The sequence below is a fragment of the Priestia sp. MDV22-iso46 genome (genome assembly GCF_058629175.1).
The window spans coordinates 108,098-131,178 of record NZ_JBZVWT010000009.1 but is presented as its reverse complement, the minus strand read 5'-3'; the positions used below and the strand labels follow the sequence as shown (position 1 = coordinate 131,178).

General features: G+C 37.0%; 24 protein-coding genes, 1 pseudogene and 1 riboswitch. Of the genes and pseudogenes, 18 read left to right on the top strand and 7 right to left on the bottom strand.

The genetic code is table 11. The annotated features are described in order from the left end of the window. Nucleotides 1-175: 175 nt before the first annotated feature. The 3 genes and pseudogenes from AC4NPH_RS26525 to AC4NPH_RS26515 all read left to right on the top strand — a co-directional run. Nucleotides 176-466, top strand: a pseudogene (locus tag AC4NPH_RS26525) (3D domain-containing protein); the annotation flags it as partial. A 209-nt stretch (nucleotides 467-675) separates the two neighbouring features. Further along, nucleotides 676-1,437 (top strand): M15 family metallopeptidase, encoded by a 762-nt coding sequence (locus AC4NPH_RS26520; RefSeq protein ID WP_013055209.1) that lies wholly within the window; start codon nucleotides 676-678, stop codon nucleotides 1,435-1,437. Nucleotides 1,438-1,663: 226 nt separating this feature from the next. Beyond that, on the top strand, nucleotides 1,664-1,792 hold the full coding sequence (locus AC4NPH_RS26515; protein WP_013055210.1) for a YjcZ family sporulation protein: 129 nt from the start codon (nucleotides 1,664-1,666) through the stop codon (nucleotides 1,790-1,792). A 53-nt stretch (nucleotides 1,793-1,845) separates the two neighbouring features. Here AC4NPH_RS26515 and AC4NPH_RS26510 read toward each other — a convergent pair whose 3' ends face one another. Next, nucleotides 1,846-2,382: an SH3 domain-containing protein gene (locus AC4NPH_RS26510; protein ID WP_013055211.1), complete on the bottom strand. Its 537-nt coding sequence runs from the start codon at nucleotides 2,380-2,382 to the stop codon at nucleotides 1,846-1,848. A gap of 160 nt (nucleotides 2,383-2,542) precedes the next feature. Beyond that, nucleotides 2,543-2,716, bottom strand: a complete 174-nt coding sequence (locus AC4NPH_RS26505) for a hypothetical protein (protein WP_164796970.1) — start codon at nucleotides 2,714-2,716, stop codon at nucleotides 2,543-2,545. Between the two features lie 148 nt (nucleotides 2,717-2,864). Here AC4NPH_RS26505 and AC4NPH_RS26500 point away from each other — a divergent pair, with 148 nt between their 5' ends. The 4 genes from AC4NPH_RS26500 to AC4NPH_RS26485 all read left to right on the top strand — a co-directional run bounded on the left by AC4NPH_RS26500 (nucleotide 2,865) and on the right by AC4NPH_RS26485 (nucleotide 6,593). Then, nucleotides 2,865-3,695, top strand: coding sequence for a GNAT family N-acetyltransferase (locus AC4NPH_RS26500; RefSeq protein WP_013055213.1), 831 nt, complete (start codon nucleotides 2,865-2,867; stop codon nucleotides 3,693-3,695). Between the two features lie 477 nt (nucleotides 3,696-4,172). Next, nucleotides 4,173-5,624, top strand: a complete 1,452-nt coding sequence (gene cls / locus AC4NPH_RS26495; RefSeq protein WP_013055214.1) for a cardiolipin synthase — start codon at nucleotides 4,173-4,175, stop codon at nucleotides 5,622-5,624. 174 nt (nucleotides 5,625-5,798) lie between these two features. After that, nucleotides 5,799-6,290, top strand: a complete 492-nt coding sequence (locus AC4NPH_RS26490) for a YflT domain-containing protein (RefSeq protein ID WP_029325269.1) — start codon at nucleotides 5,799-5,801, stop codon at nucleotides 6,288-6,290. 75 nt (nucleotides 6,291-6,365) lie between these two features. After that, nucleotides 6,366-6,593: a hypothetical protein gene (locus AC4NPH_RS26485; protein WP_013055216.1), complete on the top strand. Its 228-nt coding sequence runs from the start codon at nucleotides 6,366-6,368 to the stop codon at nucleotides 6,591-6,593. Between the two features lie 230 nt (nucleotides 6,594-6,823). On the opposite strand, the gene AC4NPH_RS26480 is transcribed toward AC4NPH_RS26485, so the two are convergent. Next, nucleotides 6,824-7,033 (bottom strand): alpha/beta-type small acid-soluble spore protein, encoded by a 210-nt coding sequence (locus AC4NPH_RS26480; RefSeq protein WP_016762907.1) that lies wholly within the window; start codon nucleotides 7,031-7,033, stop codon nucleotides 6,824-6,826. 177 nt (nucleotides 7,034-7,210) lie between these two features. Between AC4NPH_RS26480 and AC4NPH_RS26475 the strand changes: the two genes are divergently transcribed. Next, entirely contained in the window at nucleotides 7,211-8,209 is a 999-nt protein-coding gene (locus AC4NPH_RS26475) for a LacI family DNA-binding transcriptional regulator (protein WP_013055218.1), read from the top strand. Nucleotides 8,210-8,272: 63 nt separating this feature from the next. Here the strand turns inward: AC4NPH_RS26475 and AC4NPH_RS26470 are convergent, their stop codons facing one another. Next, complete coding sequence (locus AC4NPH_RS26470) at nucleotides 8,273-9,553, bottom strand: MFS transporter (protein ID WP_098197365.1); 1,281 nt, start codon at nucleotides 9,551-9,553, stop codon at nucleotides 8,273-8,275. A 373-nt stretch (nucleotides 9,554-9,926) separates the two neighbouring features. On the opposite strand from AC4NPH_RS26470, the gene iolG reads away from it, so the two are divergent. From iolG to AC4NPH_RS26435, 7 genes are all read left to right on the top strand, one after another. Next, complete coding sequence (gene iolG, locus AC4NPH_RS26465; protein ID WP_491939260.1) at nucleotides 9,927-10,949, top strand: inositol 2-dehydrogenase; 1,023 nt, start codon at nucleotides 9,927-9,929, stop codon at nucleotides 10,947-10,949. A gap of 76 nt (nucleotides 10,950-11,025) precedes the next feature. After that, a complete protein-coding gene (iolC, locus tag AC4NPH_RS26460) occupies nucleotides 11,026-12,033 on the top strand; it encodes a 5-dehydro-2-deoxygluconokinase (protein ID WP_013055221.1) in 1,008 nt (335 codons plus the stop codon). A 73-nt stretch (nucleotides 12,034-12,106) separates the two neighbouring features. Beyond that, complete coding sequence (locus AC4NPH_RS26455; protein ID WP_013055222.1) at nucleotides 12,107-13,564, top strand: CoA-acylating methylmalonate-semialdehyde dehydrogenase; 1,458 nt, start codon at nucleotides 12,107-12,109, stop codon at nucleotides 13,562-13,564. 112 nt (nucleotides 13,565-13,676) lie between these two features. Further along, the gene (gene iolD, locus AC4NPH_RS26450) at nucleotides 13,677-15,611 is read left to right on the top strand and encodes a 3D-(3,5/4)-trihydroxycyclohexane-1,2-dione acylhydrolase (decyclizing) (RefSeq protein ID WP_013055223.1); all 1,935 of its coding nucleotides are present in this window, start codon (nucleotides 13,677-13,679) and stop codon (nucleotides 15,609-15,611) included. Between the two features lie 84 nt (nucleotides 15,612-15,695). Further along, nucleotides 15,696-16,592: a myo-inosose-2 dehydratase gene (gene iolE, locus AC4NPH_RS26445; protein WP_013055224.1), complete on the top strand. Its 897-nt coding sequence runs from the start codon at nucleotides 15,696-15,698 to the stop codon at nucleotides 16,590-16,592. Nucleotides 16,593-16,652: 60 nt separating this feature from the next. Beyond that, a complete protein-coding gene (locus AC4NPH_RS26440) occupies nucleotides 16,653-17,678 on the top strand; it encodes a LacI family DNA-binding transcriptional regulator (RefSeq protein WP_013055225.1) in 1,026 nt (341 codons plus the stop codon). A gap of 134 nt (nucleotides 17,679-17,812) precedes the next feature. Then, complete coding sequence (locus AC4NPH_RS26435) at nucleotides 17,813-18,601, top strand: 5-deoxy-glucuronate isomerase (RefSeq protein WP_013055226.1); 789 nt, start codon at nucleotides 17,813-17,815, stop codon at nucleotides 18,599-18,601. 255 nt (nucleotides 18,602-18,856) lie between these two features. Here the strand turns inward: AC4NPH_RS26435 and AC4NPH_RS26430 are convergent, their stop codons facing one another. The 3 genes from AC4NPH_RS26430 to AC4NPH_RS26420 form a co-directional block, all read right to left on the bottom strand. After that, nucleotides 18,857-19,075 (bottom strand): hypothetical protein, encoded by a 219-nt coding sequence (locus AC4NPH_RS26430; protein ID WP_013055227.1) that lies wholly within the window; start codon nucleotides 19,073-19,075, stop codon nucleotides 18,857-18,859. A 349-nt stretch (nucleotides 19,076-19,424) separates the two neighbouring features. Further along, the gene (locus tag AC4NPH_RS26425; RefSeq protein WP_013055229.1) at nucleotides 19,425-20,291 is read right to left on the bottom strand and encodes a YitT family protein; all 867 of its coding nucleotides are present in this window, start codon (nucleotides 20,289-20,291) and stop codon (nucleotides 19,425-19,427) included. Between the two features lie 382 nt (nucleotides 20,292-20,673). After that, complete coding sequence (locus AC4NPH_RS26420) at nucleotides 20,674-21,084, bottom strand: Lrp/AsnC family transcriptional regulator (RefSeq protein WP_013055230.1); 411 nt, start codon at nucleotides 21,082-21,084, stop codon at nucleotides 20,674-20,676. Nucleotides 21,085-21,280: 196 nt separating this feature from the next. Then, nucleotides 21,281-21,325: riboswitch (PreQ1 riboswitch) on the top strand. Nucleotides 21,326-21,334: 9 nt separating this feature from the next. On the opposite strand from AC4NPH_RS26420, the gene AC4NPH_RS26415 reads away from it, so the two are divergent. The 3 genes from AC4NPH_RS26415 to AC4NPH_RS26405 all read left to right on the top strand — a co-directional run bounded on the left by AC4NPH_RS26415 (nucleotide 21,335) and on the right by AC4NPH_RS26405 (nucleotide 23,046). After that, nucleotides 21,335-21,823: a QueT transporter family protein gene (locus tag AC4NPH_RS26415; RefSeq protein ID WP_029320702.1), complete on the top strand. Its 489-nt coding sequence runs from the start codon at nucleotides 21,335-21,337 to the stop codon at nucleotides 21,821-21,823. A gap of 436 nt (nucleotides 21,824-22,259) precedes the next feature. Beyond that, complete coding sequence (locus AC4NPH_RS26410; protein ID WP_025601723.1) at nucleotides 22,260-22,709, top strand: hypothetical protein; 450 nt, start codon at nucleotides 22,260-22,262, stop codon at nucleotides 22,707-22,709. A 64-nt stretch (nucleotides 22,710-22,773) separates the two neighbouring features. Continuing rightward, on the top strand, nucleotides 22,774-23,046 hold the full coding sequence (locus AC4NPH_RS26405) for a hypothetical protein (protein WP_013055233.1): 273 nt from the start codon (nucleotides 22,774-22,776) through the stop codon (nucleotides 23,044-23,046). Nucleotides 23,047-23,081: the final 35 nt, after the last annotated feature.

Genomic DNA, 23,081 nt, shown 5'->3' with positions numbered 1-23,081 from the left:
TTTATTATGTCTAAATTACATAAATTGAAATATGTGCTAAATAATAAAAGGAACAGGAAGGGTGGTTAAAACACAGCAAGCTCAAGCAGCAGCACAAGCACAGGCAGCACAAGAGCAAGCACAAAAAGAACAAGCAGCTCAACAGCAGCAACAGCAGTCTCAACAGCAAGCTAGCGGCAAGTCTATGACTGTTGAAGCAACAGCTTATACAGCTAACTGTGCTGGATGCAGTGGTACAACAGCTACTGGAGTAAATTTAAAATCAAATCCAAATCAACGAGTAATTGCGGTTGATCCTAGCGTTATTCCATTAGGTTCAAAAGTATACGTTGAAGGTTATGGTCAAGCTGTAGCAGCAGATACAGGTGGCGCAATTAAAGGAAATCGAATTGATGTATTCGTTTCTTCAGATAGTGCTGCACAAGACTGGGGCAGAAGATCAGTTAAAATTACAGTTATCGACTAATACTAGTCTTATAGAATAGAAGTAAAGAGAGATGTCTTTTAGGAGACATCTCTTTTTTTTATGCTTAAAATGAACGTTTGAAAAAATTAGGTCCGGGCATACTAAAATTTATAGTAGGAATTAGTTTGTTATATTAGTAATTATTTCTTGATTTATATACAATGTTTGAGTGTCCTAAAAAGCTGAAAATATGTCAGGAGTATAGAAATATGAAACTTTATAAAAAAATGGCTTTACTAATAGTGCTGGGTGTTATTGCAGGATTCTCGTATCTAGGCTATCAGGGATTATTTCAGCACGACGATCATTTGAATACGTCTGATCATAATCCTTTATCTTCTTCTAAACAGAAGCAGAATAGTATAGAAATTGTAGGGAACCCAGAATCCATTGCTGTGTTAGTAAATAAACAAAATCTTCTTCCTGATCACTATGAACCCACTGACCTTGTATACCCAGACGTTCGGTTTATATTTAAAGAAAAAATTGAAAAGCGCCAAATGCGTACAGAAGCAGCAAAAGCGTTAGAAAGGATGTTTTCAGCTGCTGAACGAGAAGGAATTTACCTAGCCGGTGTTTCTGCCTATCGTTCTCAAAGCCGTCAAGAATCTCTTTATCAAGCGTATATAAAACAAGATGGAGAAGCGGCAGCTAATCATTACAGCGCTCATCCAGGCAGCAGTGAACATCAGACTGGTTTAAGTATAGATGTATCAAGCAGCACCGGTAAGTGTGCAGCTCAAGATTGTTTTAAAGATACTCCTGAAGCCAAATGGATTGAAGCAAATTCATATAAATACGGATACATTGTTCGCTATCCAGAAGGAAAGCAGCAGATTACAGGTTATAAATATGAGCCGTGGCATATACGATTTGTCGGGAAAGAACTCGCCTCTAAAGTGTCTAAGAAAGGAATTACGTTAGAAGAATATTATAATGACTACATGCAAGTTGATAATCCAGTTCAATAAAAAAGAAGAGTTATATAAACTCTTCTTTTTTGTATTGCTCGAATATACCCTTACTTAAAAGGGGGAACGAGGGAAAGATGTAGAGATGAACCACGGGATGCTATATCCTATGCCTTACTAGTAAAAGAGTTAACGTTTATAAATTATAATGAATTTTGTGATAAAGAATACTCATGTTCGTTTTCATTTTCCTTCACATATTCTACAAAAAAGGAGGTGAAAGAAAATGAGTTTTTACGGAGGTTATGGTTATGGGTACGGATACGGAGCAGGTCACGGAAGTAGCTTTGCGTTAATCGTTGTGCTATTTATTTTACTAATTATCATTGGTGCTTCATGGGCAGGGCACTATTAATACGGTGTCCATAAATAAGCTCCCTTGAAATAATTCAAGGGAGTTATCTGTTTTTATCTATAAGTAGGTAACTGTAAGTACGAAGTGCTTACATATCCTTTAAAGCCGTTGTATTCTACAAAAGCCCAATCAAATGAAAGCTTGTTATCTTTTGAGTAGCCCCAAGCTAAGAAGCTGACGCTTTTTCCTTTAGGAATAGTTGTTACAACTTTGTTGCTTGTGCTAGGTCCTGTACGTAAATTAAGGTTAGCAGCTGTATGAACAGTAGAAGGGACTTTCATTAAATAGGAAGTACTGATATATCCGGTGCCGCCAATTATTTTAATAGCAGCCCAATCTGCATTTACAAACTTGACTACTTCAATTTGATCTTTTTTTCTTAATGTATCAAGAATCTTTCCCTGAGTGCTAGGTTTTGAACGTATATTGAGTACGTTTGCGGTCACTTCATATACGCTGAACGGTGCGTTTATTTTTTCTGCTGCACTTGCTGTTTGCTCGTGAGTGAATGGCAGTGTTCCAGATAGAGATGAAAAAGTAAAGCCCGCTGCTAATGCTAAAACCGATATAGATTTTGTAATTGTCTTCATACAAATATCCAACTCCTTAGTGAAATAGGTAATAACTTTTCTATAACACTAAGAATAAGGAATACTTGTTTCTAAATTGTTACCAACATATATCCCAGTTGTAAATTTATAAAAGGTCTGTAAAAAGGTTTATTTTACAGACCTTTTAATAGCATTATCGTTACTGTTCCTCGCGATCTTCCGTTGATTTGTAAAAAGAAAAATATACAAAAACAGATAATACTGTTCCATAAATGCTCCACAAAGCTAAAGCGAAAATAAATTCTTTCTGCAGGCAATAAATAATGGTTAAAGCAACTAGTGCAATAAAACTTATTAAAATGGTCTTTTTCATAAGCACCCCGCCTATTTAGTTTGATTACTCTATATGCTTTTTGATCTTGCTTTTACCCTATAATTATTCGACTGTTGCGCTAAAGATGAAAGGAAAAAGTTAAATAAAGCCGAACTTATAATAAAAAGAAGAATGCAGGGGGCGTTTTATGTTAGAACAACATGTGTTAGAAGATATACAAAAGCTACAGTCTATTTGCGAACAAGAAGAGCACATAGAGCTGAAGCTGAATTTTGATATGCTACGAAGTCGAAAACAAAATGAAGTTAACGATTTTTTTCATTATGAAGATAATCAGCTTGTTGGGTTTATTGGTCTTTATGGGTTTGGGAATACAGTAGAAATATGCGGAATGGTCGCTCCTAGCTATCGCCGAAAAAGGATTTTTTCAAAGCTGTTTTCTCAAGCTTTACATATATGTAAGAAGCGTGGGTATACAGAGATTTTATTAAATGCTCCTGGCGATTCGGTTTCAGGCAGGGAGTTCTTAAAGCAAATTCCATGTTCATTTACTTTTTCAGAATATCAAATGAAGTGGACACAAAAAGAATTGGAAGATGATAATCCCTTTGTTACACTTCGCTCTTCCCAATCAGATACCGATATGAAAATGGAAATACAAGTTGATGTGGAATGCTTTGGTATGTCTTTAACAGAAGCAGCTGCTTATTATGAACAAACGAAAACGGAAGAACAGCAAAATCATTTTATCGTAGAGTACAATAGTCAAGCGGTTGGAAAGTTAAGGGTATCTTATGATAAAAGCGAGGCATGGATTTATGGATTTGGTATTTTACCTTCTTATCAAAAATTAGGAATAGGAAAAGCTGCTTTAAAACAAGTTGTTTTAAAGCAGCTTCGGCTAGGATATGATATATTTCTTGAGGTTGAAGCGAAAAACAAACGCGCTTTGCAACTCTATGAAACATGCGGTTTCAATTCATATCACGTGCAGGATTATTACGTATACAGCTTGTAAATAAAAAACACGGAAATCTTAGATTTTCGTGTTTTTTATTTACATATTAGATGATATGTGCTTTTTTGAGTAAATAATGAGAAAGTAGAGAAAAAGTGATATGCCGGTTGATAAAAACAGGAAAGGCCATACAAACATGATAGGAGCGCTGCAAGCAAGGATACACGTAAGAATACCTCCAATAAATGCTTTTCTAAATAATTGATAAGCCGTATACCCCAGGCTAATACTGATAAATACATTGATGAGGCTAAGAAAAATAAAAGAAAAAAACAAATTATTTCCCCCTTGTTTTTAATACACAATAAAAGCGAATATTTTACATTTTTAGTGTGGCAAAAAATAAAAAAACAATAAAATTTGGATACTAAAGATGAAAAAGGAAGCGATCTGTGTTATGTATAGTAAAGTGAATGAGAACGTTAAAAACGGGAATGAGTTAATAAAGCAATGCAGTAGAAAGAAAGGAGTAAAAGGATGGAATTTGCCCATATCTTTACACTAAGTGTATCTGTTGTAACAGCTATTAATATTTTATTAGCCGGTATTCTTATTTTCATCGAACGAAGAGATATAGGATCTACATGGGCGTGGCTTCTTATTTTATTTTTTATACCGATTGTCGGCTTTATTGTATATCTATTCTTTGGAAGACAGCTAAAACAGAAGAACTTTTATAAGTTATCATCTGATGAGCGGGAATATTTAAGATCTTCAGTAGATGAACAATTAAAAGAACTTAAAGCTACCCATGAATATCGAAATGATTTATTAATTCAACATAATAAACTGCTGTTCACTAATTTAAATTCTTCTAAGTCACTCGTGCGCACCGACAATGAAATTGATATCTTTAGTGATGGTAATCAGAAATTTGATGCATTGTTTGAGGACATTCGAAATGCTAAAAAAGAAATTAATATTCAATATTATATTATTCAACGAGATAATCTTGGGAAAAAATTAAGAGATGAGCTAACAAAAAAAGCAAAAGAAGGCATAAAGGTTCGCGTTCTTTATGATGAAGTAGGATCTAGAAAAATGACGCCATCATTTTTTAAGGAGCTTATTTCATATGGCGGCGAAGCACAGGCATTTTTCCCTTCAATTCTTCGCTTAATTAATTTTCGGATTAACAATCGAAATCATCGAAAGCTTTGTATTATTGATGGTGAAGTAGCATACATAGGAGGATTTAACGTAGGAGATGAATATTTAGGGTTAGATCCAAAAATGGGTTATTGGAGAGACACTCATTTTCGCATTAAAGGAGAGTCAGTGAACGATATTCAAGGGAGATTCATTTTAGATTGGCATCAAGCAACAAAGCAGCCAATTGAACTGGAACAATTTTTGCATCGTACAGAAACTCATTCTGGAACGGTTCCTGTACAAATTGTAGCAAGCGGGCCAAACTCGACTACCCAGCATCTGAAAAACATGTATATCTCATTGATTATGTCGGCCAAAGAAAGCGTGTACCTTCAAACGCCTTACTTTATTCCTGACGCAAGCTTTATGGATGCTTGTAAAATTGCTTTATTATCTGGAGTAGAGATTCATATTATGATTCCAAACAAACCCGATCATCCTTTTGTTTATTGGGCTACGTGGTCTCACGTAGGTGAACTGCTGACGTATGGTGCGAATATTTATCTCTATGAAAAAGGCTTTTTACATGCTAAAACAATTGTAGTAGATAGTGAAGTGTCTTCTGTAGGAACGACGAATATTGATCCACGAAGTTTCAGCCTTAATTTTGAAGTGAATGCAGTTGTATATGACCAGCCTATTGCCAAAAAATTAAAGAACCTGTTTCTTGAAGATGTGCAGTGCAGTTCAAAATTAACGCTCGAACGATATAAAGAGCGCTCTCTTCTTATAAAATTTAAAGAAGCGGTATCTCGCTTACTGTCACCAATTTTATAATACAAATCATTGATATCATGAAACAGACTTGAATTTTTAGATTCAAGTCTGTTATTTTATTGGTTTCTCCTTGTAAGGAGAGCTAGAGATAAAGTTAAAAAGTTTTACCAAAAAATCCAAGGGTATTAATACTATAACAAGCTAAAAAATGATAATACCTAGGAGGAATAGAAAATGACAAAAAATGTAGTAGGTACGTATGATTCAGAGGCAGCCGTTATTACAGCGATTCGAAATTTAAAAACACAGGGATATCCGGACAGTGCACTTTCTGTTTTGACAAACAGTGGTTCCCATCATGAAAATACAGAAGCGATTGAGCATTCTGCAGGAATTGATGTGCAAACAGTTGATACAGATCAACACTCAAAGCACCATCAATCCTTTATGGAGAAAATAAAAAATGCTTTTACGCCGTCTGAAGAAAAAATGGATCAAGATGTTAATCGAATCGAAAATCAATTAACCGAATATGGTGTACCTGCTGCAGAAGCTTCCTCATATGTATCTGATCTTAAAAAAGGAAAAGTTTTGCTGATGGTAGACGCAGTTGAGCATGATAAACACAATTCATCTCTAGGACAAACAGTGACACCTGCTGAAAAATCAGCTGACCCGATGAATGAAAAAATGTTATACGGCAATCACGAAAATAAAATAAGGTAATGTTGAAGTAACTAAATGAGATAATAAAAGACTGCGTTCTTAAATAAAAGCTAGTTAACGAAAGGAAGGGGACCGATGAGAAATCTAGAAAAAACGGAATATGAACTTGACTATTTAAAACAGCAGCAAGAAGTTAATCAAGAGCTCATCAAAGTTTCACAGTCTCTTGTTGCTACGTTAAAACAGTATGAAGAAGAACCAGAGAATACGGAAGTGTTAGCTGTTCTTGCTGACTTAGAAGGTCAGCAAGAACAGCTAAAAGCAAAGACTGAAAAGATATCTAAAGAGCTTGCACATTTATAAAGTGAGATAAAAGAAGTTCCTATAAAAGGAACTTCTTTTTATGTTTTATCATAAACACTCTATTGTGAGAGAAAGAGAACCTTATATAACGGGATGTGAACGTTATGGGGTAGTGGTTTTGTTTTAGATACATATAGAGTAGAAGGAACGCGATAAGAGATTATGTAAAAATTGGAAAAGGAAGAACGGTCATTCGCTCTTCCTCCAGCCGTATTGCTTATGATAGTGATTTAGAAACGTCCGCCGCCAAGTTGCTGTTCAGCCATTTGCACAAGGCGTTTTGTGATTTCGCCGCCTACTGAGCCGTTTGCGCGTGCAGTTGTGTCAGGACCAAGAGTTACGCCAAATTCGCTAGCGATCTCATATTTCATTTGATCGATTGCTTGTTGAGCACCGTGTACTGCTAATTCGTTGCTGCTCTTATTTCTGCTGTTTGCCATCATAATCAACTCCTTTTATAAGGTTAAGATTATGATTTGATTAATAGATAGTTTTTATACATAAAATAAAAAATTTTTTTCAGGGACTTATAGAATATGCTTATGGTAATATATAAAACGATTGAATACTTTCGTGATAAAATAAAGGAAGAGATCACGAAGAAAGGAACAGTGAAAGTGAAACCAACCATTTACGATGTTGCGAAAAAAGCAGGGGTATCGATAGCCACTGTATCCAAAGTAATCAATCAAACAGGCCGTATTAGTGAAAAAACGATAAAAAAAGTGAATGAAGTAATGATGGAATTAGATTATCAGCCTAGCAGTGTCGCAGCGGCGTTAACAGGAAAAAAGACGTACACGATTGGTGTTCTAGTTCCTGATATCTCGAATCCTTTTTTTGCAGAGGTAGCAAGAGCTTTTGAGAATAGTGCTAGAGCAGCCGGATACACGCTTTTTTTATGCAGTACAGATCATCAAACTGCGCGCGAACATGAATATATAGATCTTTTATTTAAAAAACAAGTAGATGGAATCATTATCGCAACCGAACTAAATGATACGAAGCTCGTAAAGAAAATTGTGAAGCATGATGTACCGCTTGTATTGTTTTCAGTTGACCATCCTTCTATCTCAACGCATGTAGTGACAATTGATAACGTTCGCGGAGGATATATTGCAGGTACGTATTTAATAGAAAAAGGTCATCAATCGGTAACGATTATGACTGAAAAAGATAGAAAAAGCAGTGAGGGGCGATTAGCCGGATTTAAACAAGCGCTCACAGAAGCAAATTTATCACTAGAAAATCAGTCCATTATCAGCTGTTATTCAACAGTAGAAGATAGCAGGAGAGCAAGTAAACAGCTGCTTTCCTTGCCTAATAGGCCAACAGCAGTCTTTGCATGTACAGATCTAATTGGAGTATCGCTCATAAACGAGGCAAGGAAGCAGGGGCTTTCGATCCCTGGAGATCTGTCGGTAATTGGATTCGATAATACGATATATGCCGATATTGCTGAGCCGGGTTTGACAACGATTGAACAACCTATTTCTCAGATGGCTACTAGTACGTTTGAACAGCTGTTAAAGTCTATGAAAAAAGAAGAGCATGCGAAACAGCGAGTAACGATTATTCCCGAACTAGTAGAACGTGCGTCGGTAAAAAAGTTATAAAGGAGAGAAAATAAAAAAGCTGCAGGTGTTGAGGCACCCGCAGCTTTTTCTGCTTAAGCATATTTATAGAGAGACTGGACTTTTGACTTCGTTTATTGTTTCGCCTTTGATAGTTGTCTCTGTTGGAATCGTAAGGAAACCAGTTAGAAAAGCACCAAAGAAGTATAAGCAAGCAAAGATCCAAATCACGCCGCCCGTGCCCAAAAGACCAATAAAAACGGTCACAATTAAAGGACCTACAAAAGCAGAAAGTCCAGATCCTAAGTTCAACACAGACATTGCCGCTCCTTTATTCTCAGGAGCTAAAGAAGGCACTAATGCTGTAAGAGGAACATATCCTGCTAGTGTTGCACCGTAACAGCATGCGACAATCATCATCACCCAATAATTATGTCCGATGAATTGCGGTACATAGTAGAGAGCAAGTGTTACAATGCCGCATCCAACTCCGCCAAACCATTTGATTGTATTTACCCAGCCAAACTTATCTCCAACAATACCAAAAATAATATTAAAAGCCATATTCACAAAAAACAATGTACCCCAGATTTGCAACCATTCACTCATCGTAAAATCATGTTTCATCATATATGTTGGCAAGAAAACAACAAATCCAAATTGAGCAGCAGAGTTAATAATCTTTACGATGCCTCCGATGCCTACTTTAGGGTTCTCAAATGCGATTGTAATCCCTTTCATTAATTCTTTTGTTTTATTATCGTTTACTTTTTGAACGGTAAACTTGTCTTTATTCATAATAATCGAAAAGATTCCACCGATCAAAACAAAAAGTAAACCACTCCACAAGGTAGCGATTTCGCCAATTTTCGGAACCATATAACTTGAATAAAAGGCTCCGATTACGCTTAATCCAAGCTGGAAGACAAACCAAAACCAGCCTACTGCTTTTGAAAGCATTTCCTGGGGCGTGCGGTAAGACACCCAGACCAAAAATGAGTAGGCAAATAAAGGGTAACCAAATCCTCTAAGAGCATAACAAATTAGTATAATTGTGTAATTCATAATATGAAGTCCTAAACCTATAAATCCAATTGAACCAATAATAAAGGATATCAAGCCGAATGCCATTGCTTTTCTAGGACCCCACAGCTGAACCAGTACGCCGGAGAACCAGGAAGAAACAGAGACCGTAATGCCGTAAACAGTAAACAGTAAAGCAGCATGTTCAATGGTTAAACCTCGTTCTACAAGATAAGGAGATAACCATCCTTGTTCTAAACCATCGCCAATCATAAAAACAATAATACCTATGTATCCCCACGTTAAATGAGAAGGGATCCCAATCCTGTCTAAAGCCGTTTTTCTGGAAATAAATTCATTCATTTTCCACACCACCAGATCGATTATTTTGTGTAAAACATCAAACTAATTTGGTTAAGCGCTTAATCTATTTGATAAAAAGTATACGCTTACATTTTTTGAACGTCAATTAAAATTTTAAATATATATAATTTTCAATTAAATTATTTTAATCATAAAAATATTAGTACGTAAGGCAATAATCACTGAATTCATGATAAAAATAGTTTTTTTATCGTATACGTTTAGATTGTTAAAAAACAAATATTCTAAATAATCTATAAAAAAAGTTTGCATTTCAGAAAACGTTATGTATAATTGGGATTAGGAAAGCGCTTAACCCATATAAAGGTTTGAGCGAATGTTTTCTTAACTTTTAATTAAAGGGGAAAATAAGATGGGGATTCTTACAATTGGAATAATTGGTGCTGGACGCATAGGGAAATTACATGCTGATAATTTAAAATTAATGCCGCAAATAAAAATTAAAGCGGTTTCAGATGTGGTAGTAGATCATTTGCATGAATGGGCTGCAAGTAAAGAAATTTCGACGTTAACAACAAATTATCAAGATTTATTAGCTGATCCAGAAATTGATGCCGTTTTCATTTGTTCGCCAACGAATACGCACGCATCGATTATTAAAGAAGCTGCTCGAGCGAAAAAACATATTTTCTGTGAAAAGCCCGTTAGTTTTTCAGTAGAAGAAACAATCCAAGCGTTAGAAGTAGTAAAAGAACATGGCGTACAGCTTCAAGTTGGCTTTAACCGACGCTTTGATCCCAACTTTAAAAAAGTGCATGATCTTGTACAGCAAGGAGAAGTAGGACAGCCGCACATTCTAAAAATTACGTCTAGAGATCCTCAGCCGCCGAGTCCGGAATATGTTCGCGCTTCAGGAGGATTGTTCATGGATATGATGATTCATGATTTTGATATGGCTCGTTATGTAATGGGAAGCGAAGTAATAGAAGTATCGGCTTACGGCACGACGCTCATCGATCCTGCTATTGAAGAAGCGGGAGATATAGATACAGCCATTGTGTCATTAAAATTTGCAAATGGAGCTTTAGGTGTAATCGATAACAGTCGTCAAGCTGTCTACGGTTACGATCAGCGCCTTGAAGTTTTTGGTGAAAAAGGTGCAGCTGCCGCTGACAATTGCCGTCCTACTACAGTGGAAATATCAACAGGCGAAAATGTAGTTAAAGAGAAGCCGCTGTATTTCTTTCTTGAGCGCTATACACAAGCGTACATAGCGGAAGTGACACAGTTTGCAAGAGCAATTATGGGAAATCAAAGCGTTATTTGTACAGGGAACGATGGGTTACAAGCAGAACGAATTGCTAAAGCAGCAAAAGAATCTTTACTATCCGGGCAGCCAGTAAAGATTGAACATAAAAAATACGCAGTGAATTAATGACGGTAAACGTGGGGATGAAAGAAATTGGTCTTTCTACCCTTTTAGGAAAGCGCTTAACTAAGGAGGAATAAAGATGAATCCGCTTGTTTTTAAAGAAAATCGTGGGTTAGATTTCATCGCTGTTGGCCGTTTATGTATTGATTTAAATGCAAATGAAACGCAGCGTCCAATGGAAGAGACTAAAACATTTACTAAATATGTCGGAGGCTCTCCGGCTAATATTGCGATTGGAGCAGCAAGGCTAGGCTTAAAAACCGGCTTTATCGGAAAAGTATCAGATGATCAAATGGGCCGCTTCATTACTGGCTATCTTCAAAAAAATAAGATTAATACAGATGGCATTGCTGTTGATAAAACGGGGGCCGTAACGGGGTTAGCTTTTACGGAAATCAAAAGCCCTACAGATTGCAGCATCTTAATGTATCGAGATAATGTAGCGGATTTAAAACTAGATCCTACAGAAGTATCAGAAGAATATATTAAGAAGTCAAAGGCTCTTTTAATATCTGGAACCGCTCTTGCCCAAAGTCCTTCTCGTGAAGCCGTGTTTTTAGCACTAGAACACGCACGCAAGCATGAAGTTGTAGTGTTTTTTGATATCGACTATCGTCCATATACATGGGAATCAGAAGCTGAAACGGCAGTCTACTTTAATTTAGCCGCTGAAAAATCAGATGTGATTATTGGTACGCGAGAAGAGTTTGATATGATGGAAAAACTTTTAAATTATAAAGAATCTAATGACCAAGTAACAGCAGAGCGCTGGTTTTCTTACCATGCTCAAATCGTCGTGATTAAGCACGGTGGAGAAGGATCTATTGCCTATACAAGAGACGGCGATTCTCACCGTGGAGGAATATTTAAAACAAAAGTTCTGAAAACGTTTGGCGCTGGTGATTCTTATGCTTCAGCCTTTATTTACGGATTGATGCAAGGGCTTGAAATTCCGCAGGCAATGCGATTGGGAGGTGCCTCAGCTTCGATTGTAATTTCAAAACACAGCTGTTCAGATGCTATGCCGACAAGCGTTGAGCTCTTCAACTTTATGGAGACAGCAACGGAAGTTTTGCAGGAAGCTTAATAAACAAAGGGAAAATCTTGAGAGATTAAAGGAATAGAAGTTTATTAAAATCAGATAAAGGGAGAGATATTCTATGACACAAACAGCAGTAAAAACAGTAAAAAACTATATTGGTGGACAATGGATTGAATCAGCTACATCACAAACAGAACCTGTGTATAACCCAGCGACAGGTGAATTAATCGCACAGGTGCCTCTTTCTACAAAAGAAGATGTGGATCAAGCGGTGCAAGCAGCAAATGAAGCTTTCAAAGGGTGGGCAAAAACAGCCGTGCCTAAACGCGCACGAATTTTGTTCAAGTATCAGCAGCTATTAGTAGATAACTGGGATGAATTAGCAAAGTTAGTGACGGTTGAAAACGGAAAAAGCTTTAACGAAGCGCGAGGCGAAGTGCAGCGTGGTATTGAATGTGTAGAATTTGCGGCGGGTGCTCCTACGTTAATGATGGGGAAACAGCTTCCTGATATTGCAACAGACATTGAGTCTGGCATGTACCGCTATCCAATTGGTGTAATTGGAGGAATTACGCCGTTTAATTTTCCAATGATGGTTCCTTGCTGGATGTTCCCGCTTGCGATTGCTTGCGGCAATACATTTGTGTTAAAGCCGTCTGAGCGTACACCGCTTTTAGCTGCAAGATTAGCTGAGCTGTTTGAAGAAGCTGGTTTGCCAAAAGGCGTGCTAAACATTGTAAATGGTGCTCATGACGTAGTGAATGGCCTTCTTGAACATAAGCTCGTAAAAGCTATTTCGTTCGTTGGTTCACAGCCTGTAGCTGAGTACGTGTATAAAAAAGGTACGGAAAACTTAAAACGTGTTCAAGCTTTAGCTGGTGCTAAAAACCACTCGATCGTATTAAATGATGCAGACTTGAACGTAGCAACAAAACAAATTATCGGAGCTGCTTTTGGTTCAGCAGGTGAACGTTGTATGGCAGCATCTGTTGTTACTGTACAAGAAGAAATTGCGGATCAGCTAATTGAAAGATTAGTAGAGGAAGCAAATGGTATTGTAATTGGCGACGGCTTAGAAGAAAACGTCTTCTTAGGACCAGTTATTCGTGAAAATCATAAAGAGCGTACGCTCAGCTATATTGAATCAGGCGTGCAAGAAGGAGCAGAGCTTATTCGTGACGGTCGCACAGATGCAGCAGTAAATGGCAATGGCTACTTTGTCGGACCAACGATTTTTGATCATGTTACGCAAGAAATGAAAATTTGGCAAGATGAAATTTTTGCACCTGTGCTGTCCATTGTACGTGTGAAAACATTAGAAGAAGCTATTGAAGTAGCTAATAACTCTCGATTTGCAAACGGTGCTTGTATTTATACAGATAGCGGCGCAAGCGTACGTGAATTCCGTGAAAATATTGAATCTGGTATGTTAGGAGTAAATGTAGGGGTACCGGCACCTATGGCATTCTTCCCATTCTCTGGCTGGAAAGACTCTTTTTATGGTGATCTTCATGCAAATGGTACGGACGGCGTGGAGTTTTATACAAGAAAGAAAATGGTAACAACGCGCTGGTAAGTGATTCGTTAAAAATCGCATCTCATTTAAAAAGGAAGTATCAGGAATTAAAGATATTCCTTATGCTTCCTTTTTTAAAATCGCAATCTAGTACTAGAAGGGAGAAAGAAGCATGGAAACAGTTAGAATGACGACGGCACAAGCATTAGTGAAGTTTTTAAATCAGCAGTATGTTGAATTTGATGGAAAGCAGCATCAGTTTATTAAAGGGATTTTTACAATTTTCGGGCACGGAAATGTGGTAGGTCTTGGGCAAGCTTTGGAAGAAGACCCAGGAAATCTAGATGTATATCAAGGACGTAATGAACAAGGAATGGCCAATGCAGCGATGGCTTTTGCAAAACAAAAACATCGAAAGCAGATTATGGCTTGCACATCTTCAGTGGGGCCAGGTTCAGCAAATATGGTTACAACGGCAGCCACTGCTTCAGCTAATAATATTCCAGTTTTGCTGCTTCCTGGTGATGTATTTGCAACTAGACAGCCGGATCCCGTTTTGCAGCAAATTGAACAGTCATATGATTTATCTATTTCTACAAACGATGCTTTTCGACCAGTGAGTAAGTACTGGGATCGCGTAAGCCGCCCTGAACAATTGATGACAGCTATGATTAATGCGATACGTGTGTTAACGAATCCAGCAGATACGGGAGCTGTAACTATTTGTTTGCCTCAAGATGTGCAGGGAGAAGCATGGGATTTTCCAGCTTATTTCTTCCAAAAGCGCGTTCACCGCATTGAGCGCCGCCTTCCGACTAGGGACAGTCTAGCAGATGCAATTCAATTAATGAAAACAAAGAAAAAGCCAATCATCATTTGCGGAGGAGGCGTTCGGTATTCAGAAGCTGCAAAAGAGTTAAAACAATTTGCAAGTGAGTTCCATATTCCATTTGGAGAAACTCAAGCAGGGAAAAGTGCCGTTGAAAGTGACTATCGCTATAATCTGGGCGGAATAGGTGTAACAGGGAACTCAGCTGCTAATACAATCGCTAAAGAAGCAGATTTAGTAATTGGAGTAGGTACTCGATTTACTGATTTTACAACAGCATCTAAACAGCTTTTTCAACATCCCAACGTGCAATTTCTTACCATTAACACGTCTGAATTTCATGCAAATAAACTTGATGCCGTGAAACTTGTAGCTGATGCAAAAGAAGGGTTGCTTGCTCTTAGGGAAGAGCTAAAATCAATTGGCTATCAGTCTGTTTATACAACAGAAATTACAAGTGCTAAAGACGCATGGGATACAGAATTAGAGCGTCTACATAGCATACGTTTTACTGGTGCAGATTTTGTTCCGGAAATACAAGGTCATTTAGATGAAAGCTTAGCTGAATATGTAGAATCACTTGGTACTCAATTAACGCAAACAGAAGTAATTGGAGAGGTGAATAAGCTCCTTGATGACAACTCCGTCATTGTTGGTGCAGCAGGAAGTCTTCCAGGCGACTTACAGAGAATGTGGAAGTCTACTAAACCTAATACCTATCATATGGAATATGGATATTCATGTATGGGATATGAAGTATCAGGCGCACTTGGAGTTAAGCTGGCAGAACCAGCTAAAGAAGTGTATGCGATGGTTGGAGATGGAAGCTATCAAATGCTTCATTCAGAGCTTATTACAAGCCTTCAAGAAAGAAAGAAGATAAACATTTTACTGTTTGATAACTCAGGCTTCGGGTGCATTAATAACCTTCAAATGTCAAACGGTATGGGTAGCTTTGGCACAGAGTTTCGTTATCGAAACGATGAAACAGGAAAACTAAACGGAAACGTGATGAAAATTGATTTTGCAGCCAGCGCCGCAGGCTACGGTGTAAAAACGTATCGCGTAAGTTCTCTTGAAGAATTAAAAACGGCGATAGAAGATGCACAAAAACAAGAGGTTTCTACGCTAATTGATATTAAAGTGCTGCCAAAAACTATGACGAACGGTTATGAATCATGGTGGCATGTAGGAGTAGCAGAGGTATCTAAAAATCAGCATGTACAGGAAGCTTATGAAGATAAGGTGAAAAACCTTGAAATGGCAAGAGTTTATTAAGGAGTAGGAGAAAATGAGGTTGTTGAAGAGAAACATTCGATAAATATAAAAGAGGTTTTAATTTTATATAAGGGAGAGGAAGAGATGTTCAAGGAAAATACGGTCAAACTGGGGATTGCTCCAATTGGTTGGACAAACGATGATATGCCTGAGCTAGGAGCTGAAAATACATTTGAACAGTGTATCAGTGAGATGGCCTTAACCGGTTTTAAAGGAAGTGAGGTAGGAAATAAATATCCGCGAAATGTTTCAATCTTAAAAAAGGCATTATCGCTTCGGAATTTGGAAATTGCAAGTGCCTGGTTTAGTACATTTTTAACAACAAAGCCGCTGGAAGAAACGGTGACGCCATTTATTGAACATCGCGATTTTTTATACGAAATGGGAGCAAAAGTAATTGTTGTGTCTGAACAAGGGCACAGCATTCAAGGGCTGCTGGATGTTCCTTTATTTAAAGAAAAGCCTGTGTTCACATCGCAAGAGTGGAACAGACTTGCAGAAGGCCTGCACCATCTTGGGAAACTAGCACGAGAGAAAGATATGCATATTGTCTATCATCACCATATGGGCACAGGTGTACAAACAACAGAAGAAATTGAGCAGCTAATGGAGCTTACCAATCCGGAGCTTGTTTCGCTGCTATTTGATACTGGTCATCTTGTCTTTTCAGGAGAAGAACCTCTTTATATCTTAAAAAAATATCTGCACCGTATTAAGCATGTTCATTTAAAGGATATTCGTCAAGAAGTAGTTGATCGAGTCAAAGAACAAGACTTGAGCTTCTTGCAAGCGGTAAAAGAAGGAGCCTTTACTGTTCCAGGTGACGGAGCTATTGAATTTGATGAGGTATTTACTACGCTTGCCACTTCGGATTATAGCGGATGGTTTGTCGTAGAAGCAGAACAGGATCCAGCCCTTGCTAATCCTTTTGAATATGCTTTAAAAGCAAGAAACTTTATTAAAGAAAAAAGCGGTCTTTAATTTCCATTGTAAAAGATTTTACGTCTTTTATGTGTTTATGAAAGGAAAGGAGGAGAGGAAATGAAGCCAACCATTTATAGTGTGGCTGAAGAAGCAGGTGTATCAATTTCTACCGTATCAAAAGTCATCAATCAAACCGGTCATATTAGTGAAAGAACAAGACAAAAAGTAATTGAGGTTATGGCGCAGTTGAATTACCATCCAAGCGTCGTAGCATCTGCTTTAACAGGAAAACCCACTAAAACGATTGGGCTTCTCGTACCTGACATCTCCAACCCTTTTTTTGCCGATTTGGCAAGAAGCATAGAAGACCGAAGTCATGAGCGAGGTTTCCATGTTGTAATGTGCAATACCGATAACGATGCGGAAAAAGAGAAAAAATATCTATCGCTGTTAATACGTCAGAGAATCGACGGTTTAATTGTAGCTTCTGCTTTTCGCAATGCTAATCTTTTAAAAAATATGCTTAAGCAAGATATACCGATTAGCGTTATTGCTTCAGAAATTCCTCACATATCCGTTAATACAGTGACAGTGGATGACTACAAAGGGAGCTATTTAGCGACTGATTATTTGCTGTCTTTGCATCATAAAAAAATTGCGATTATTACAGAAAATGCAAAAAGTAATCACGCCCGTTTAGATGCTTTTCGAGAAGTTATGCAAGAAAATGGAATCATCGTGCCGCCTCAGCACGTTATTACGACCGAAGCAAGTATTCAAAAAGGATATGAAAGTGCTAAGCAAATTTTTTCAATGAAGGAGAAAGTGACGGCTATTTTTGCTTGTAACGATTTACTGGCTATCGGCGTTATGCAAGCCGCAAAGGAACTCAAAATTGATGTGCCGCAAGACTTATCAGTGATTGGCTTTGATAATACGGTTCTTTCTACTACCATCACGCCCATGTTGACAACGGTAGCACAGCCGACAAAAGAAATGGCTGTAAACGTAGTGGATTTGCTGGTTAGAGAAATGAAATATCCAGCGATGCATAAAGAACATTTGCTTCTTGAGCCAAAATTGATTGTTCGGAAATCAACGGCTCCGTTACGAAGGGAAGCCACAGCATCTACAAATAATTGAACACAATCAAGAATATTGCCGTTAATAAAAAATCCTCATAGTCACATATTCAAAAGAATTTAGAGAGTCTATGAAGAAAAAATGAGTAATTAGTAAATTCTTATTGCGCTACTACATAAAGGAGGAATTTAAGCATGTTAGGTAAATTAGGTGAATTAAATAAAGGATACAACGTACTTACAGAAATGACCGGTCAGCACAAAGATATGCTGATGGATATTGGGATTTATAAAATGGCCCAAGGAAAAGAGGAAACTTTACTAGACAGTAGCAGTGAAACGGCTATTCTTTTACTAGAAGGAAAGGTAAAGCTAGAGTGGGAAGGCCATTCGAAAGAAATTCAGCGCCAGTCCCTATTTGAAGAAGAGCCTTGGTGTTTGCACGTTTCAAAAAATGTGGAGGTTAAAATTACCGGGCTTGCCGATAGTGAAGTGCTAATTCAAAAAACGGATAATGAAAAAGAGTTTTCATCAAAATTATATACGCCTGAAGATTGTCAAAACACAGTGGCTGGTGAAGGAGTATGGGAAGGTACTGCTCAGCGTGTAATTCGAACAATTTTTGACTACAATAACGCTCCTTACTCTAACCTTGTTATTGGAGAAGTTATTTCTTATCCAGGAAGATGGTCGAGTTATCCGCCTCATCATCATGACCAGCCCGAAGTGTATTACTATCGTTTTGACAAGCCCCAAGGATTTGGCTGCGCAATGGTTGGAGAAGATGCGTACCGTGTAGTTGATAATAGTTTTATTACAATTCCTGGTGAATTGGATCATCCTCAAGCAACGGCTCCTGGCTATGCGATGTACTTCTGCTGGATGATTCGCCATCTCGACAATAATCCGTGGACAGACCGTATTATGGAAGAAGAGCATAAGTGGTTATTAGAACCGGATGCAAAAATTTGGCCTGAAAAATAAAGAAAGATCTTTATACGAAATGGGTTTCAAATGTTGAAAAACCTCGAATGAAAAATAATTATGCGTAAAATAATAGTTTATTTTTGTAAAATATGTTTTTATATGTTAAAATGTAGCTTGTATTAATATTCAGGCGATGATATCGCTCTTTGCTGCAGATTCCTTTTTAGGAGTCTCTTTTTTTTGGAAACTGAAGCAAAAGATACAGACGATTCGTATATAAATTAAAAGGAAAAGGAGATAAGCGTAAGCCGCTTATCTCCTTTTCTTTTTAGCGTTATCTAACGCTAAGTTCTTTTTCACTACTTTTTCTAAAGCAACTTCCACGTGAACATTTTTTTCATCGATGTCATTCACAAGCACGACGGTTCCTTTTCGTCCTTTAATCTTTAAATCATCACCCGTAGAAGGAATGTTTTCCCTCAGCTGGCTTAATAGAAGCTTTCTGTTTTCAAAAAAGTGGACAGCCACCATTTTATCTCACCTAATTTCATATGATATGTGTGATACAAAGATGTGTATATGAAATCCTTCCTATACATTATGTCGTCAGGGGTGGTTTTAGAACACATTGAATAGACAATTGTTGCATCGATATATGAAATAAATAGGAGGGCATAGTTATAAATCTCCTATCCTTGGACATACTTATACTACTAATCTAAAAAGGGGTGTGGATGAAAATGAAGGTGGCTATAGGATTAAGTGTATTTACGGTCGTTACAGGAGCAATTGCGTTAGGGTCGGTTTACTTTTTAGCAGGTATCTTTTCGTTTTTCTTAACGGTTTTTTCATAAAAAAATCCACCAAGAGGTGGATTTTTTTATTTAGCAGCGGCTTTTGTTTCATGAGGCGAATTGCCGATAAATCCAAATTTTCCGCCGACAACTTCTTTTACTTCGTGGATGACAATAAAAGAATTCGGGTCAATTTGCTGGATTTTCTTTTTAATTTTTAATAACTCGTTCTTTTTAATAACAACGTAAATAATACGTTTATCTTTGTTGGCGTAGTAGCCATATCCGTAAAAGATGGTAGCTGCATTTCCAAATTCACTGGTGATGACTTGTGCTATGTCTTTGTATTGATCAGACATAATCGTCATTGCTTTTTTGTTGTGGAAACCTTCAATAACGACATCTACGATTTTGGCACAAAGATAGACGAATATAAAAGTATAGAGTGTGTTGTTGACGCCAATAGCAAAAACCGATGCTAAAATAATGACGCTGTCCATATAGAACATGCTTTTAGAAATATTATAGCCTTTTGTATAGTTTAATAAATAAGCTAAAAGAGTTGTTCCACCGGTAGATCCATCTGCGATAAAAATGAGAGCAAGTCCTGTTCCCATTAGTAAAGCCCCGAATACAATTCCTAAAATCATGTCGTGAACGTGAAAAGGAATATAGCTGACTAGACCGAGGAAAACGGACGTCATGACGGCTCCTAGAATCGTATAAAGAATCGTTTTTTTGGTTAGAAATTTATAGGCTAAGGCAATAAATATAAGGTTTACAAGAAATGTGCTGATACTTGTAGGGATATGAAATAAATAATATAAAACAAGAGCAATACCAACTGTACTGCCGTCACCTAATTTATTTGGAATGACGAAAAAATCAATGGATGCAGCAACTAAAAGTGCTCCAACAATAATTAAGATGATGTCTTTATAGATTGTTTTCAATATACAAACCTCCTTGATTATTAGGATATTTTCACGTGGAATCTTGTTTTTACTAGTGTTTCACAAATAATGAAATAAAAAACGTCTTAGAAATTGTCTAGTTATAAAACTGATCAACTTCTAAGACGAAGAATTACGATACGTGTATAGGTCTTGATCCTGCTTTTCTATGCTTCGATGTCACCGATTATATAAACCCCTGACCGCTATGTCAACGCTGTGAGAGATGTTCAACTTTTCAAAAAATAGAAGGCGGTTTCCTACATAAAAAAAGAATCCTTTGCGATGGCGCAAAGGATTTTCAAATTTATTGGAATAGGGGGAATACGTTATTAGGATTACCATTTTCATAAATTAATATACCTTTATTTTTTAAAAAAATTTATTTGTTAATGACGATTGAAAGTTTGTAATTCACATGCTGATTTAGCTCTGTCAAAAAATCATTTAGTTCTTCATTTGAATGAAATTTGCATTCTAATAAGTAGCAGCCATCGCCGCTGATTTTAAAGTTGTTGATAACGTACTCCTGCTGACTTTCTAAAAATGTAAGGTAGGGGTGATGATGAATGCTCTGCGTATAGATATTTAAAAATGCATGGATGATGTAGCCGAGTTTTCGTTCATCAATGTTAATTGTATAGTCTTTGATAATGCCTTCATCTTCTAACTTTAATACTCTAGCAGAAGCGGCTTGTCCGGTTAAATGCACTTTTTCTCCTAGTTCTTTCATCTTTATACGTCCATTTTTTGATAGCTCTTCTAGTATGCGCTTATCTGTATTGTCTAACATCGCTACAAATCCTTTCGTATTTCAAATCAAAAGGGTTAACTACTTGATGTCACCTATGTATACTGATACGTCTTTTATTTTATACTAAAGAAAAGTAAGAAAAAAGAGCAGTCAATATGCAAGATATAGAAACCGGCAGTAGTTTGTAAACAGCTAGATTGACGAAAGCTTAAGCTTGCTGTATGATTCTTTGAGTGTTTACGTGGTTCGTAACCATCCCACGTTAAAAAACTAAGGAGAGAATAGTAAGATGAATATAAGAACACTTTGCGTCAACGGTCTTTTAGCTGCTATGTATATTGCTGTCAGCATGTTAATTCAGCCGTTTGGCTTCACCAATATCCAATTTCGTATATCGGAAATGTTCAATCACTTAATTGTGTTTAATAAAAAGTACGTGTACGGCATTGTGCTAGGAGTATTTCTGACGAATTTGTTTTTTTCACCAATGGTCGCTTATGATCTGGTGTTTGGGGTAGGACAATCCGTGCTATCATTACTCATTACCATTTTTTCTATGCGCTACATTAAAAATATGTGGGCTCGTATGCTTGTTAATACACTTGTATTTACGTTCACGATGTTTATTATTGCGTTTGAACTGCACTTAGCATTTGATTTACCATTTTTCTTTACATGGTTAACAACGGCTGTTGGTGAGTTCATTGTTATGCTTGTAGGAGCACCAATTATGGCGGCAATTAATAAACGTGTACAATTTAACAAGCTAGTTGAATAAAAAAGATGCGGCTGTGATAAATCTCACAGCCACATCTTTTTTTCTTTGTTATTCTATAGGTGTAGTGATAAACCCCTTATTTATTGAAGAGCTTTTCACGCATGGACAAATTACCCATATCTAGCATGTAAAAAGAGCAGATCGCGTTTGCGTTCTGCTCTTTTTGCTTAAGACAATAGGAAGTATCCGGTTAGATTATTTTGAAACAAGGAGTGACAAATCTCACAGCGCATTCTTTTTTCTTTTGTTACGATATACATATAGTTGGCAAACTCCTTATCGAAAAGTTTTTCGCACAACAACACATTACCTATGCGTAGCAATTAAAAAAGCAGACCGATGACGGTTTGCTTTTTTAATTGTATTTTTACCATTAAATAACTTTTTTGAGTTATGATTGTAAAATAACCTTTGTTACTAGAGAGGGGATTGTTTTTTGAATAGAAAGTTAGGAATTCTTGTTTTATTAGCGTTAGTCATCTTATTTGCCGGGTGTTCAAAAGAAGAAGACAACGTTCCTTTAAGAGAACTAGAAAAGATAAGTATTAACGTAATCAAAGAACAAAAAATGAAGCAAGGGATTTCATATGAAATGGAATTAGTAAACAAGAGCGATTTGACCATCAAACAAAATAATGTATTTTTATCGTATCCTTTAAAAATGAAAAACGGTTATTCTGATAATAAATTTAAGGTGTTAGCAGAAGGAAATAAATTAAATATCAAGCCAAAACAAAAGGTTAAGTTAACGGCATTTCTTCCTTATAAAGGAACTAATAAAGCAGCGTTAGCTATTGATGAGCCTGACGTAAAGTGCATAGGGTATTGGAATAAGCTTGATGACTACCATCAATTTTCTTTTGGAGGATCCTTGAAGCAAGAATAATATATAACTATTTGTTAAATGGTGGAACTGAGCGTAAGGGATTGATAAAGGTGGTGAATGAACAGTGAGTGTAGACACCGATAGATTGATTAGCTTCTTTATTTTATGGGGAACACCCGCTGTTTTTAGTATAGTAGATTACTTTAAACTGAGTAAAACTGAAAAAAAAGAAGCTATAAGAGACTTAACATCTGTAAAATCTATTGTAACAACAGGATTTATATTGACCGGAGGAGTTATGGCGAGTTTAGGCAAGCTGCAAGCTGTTATCTCTGCTGCCTCTGCACGTTATAGGTACTTTTATTTTAGTCATTGGTGGTGTCGTGGGCGCTATTGAAGCATGGAAGATAGAAAGAAAAGTATTGTTATCCT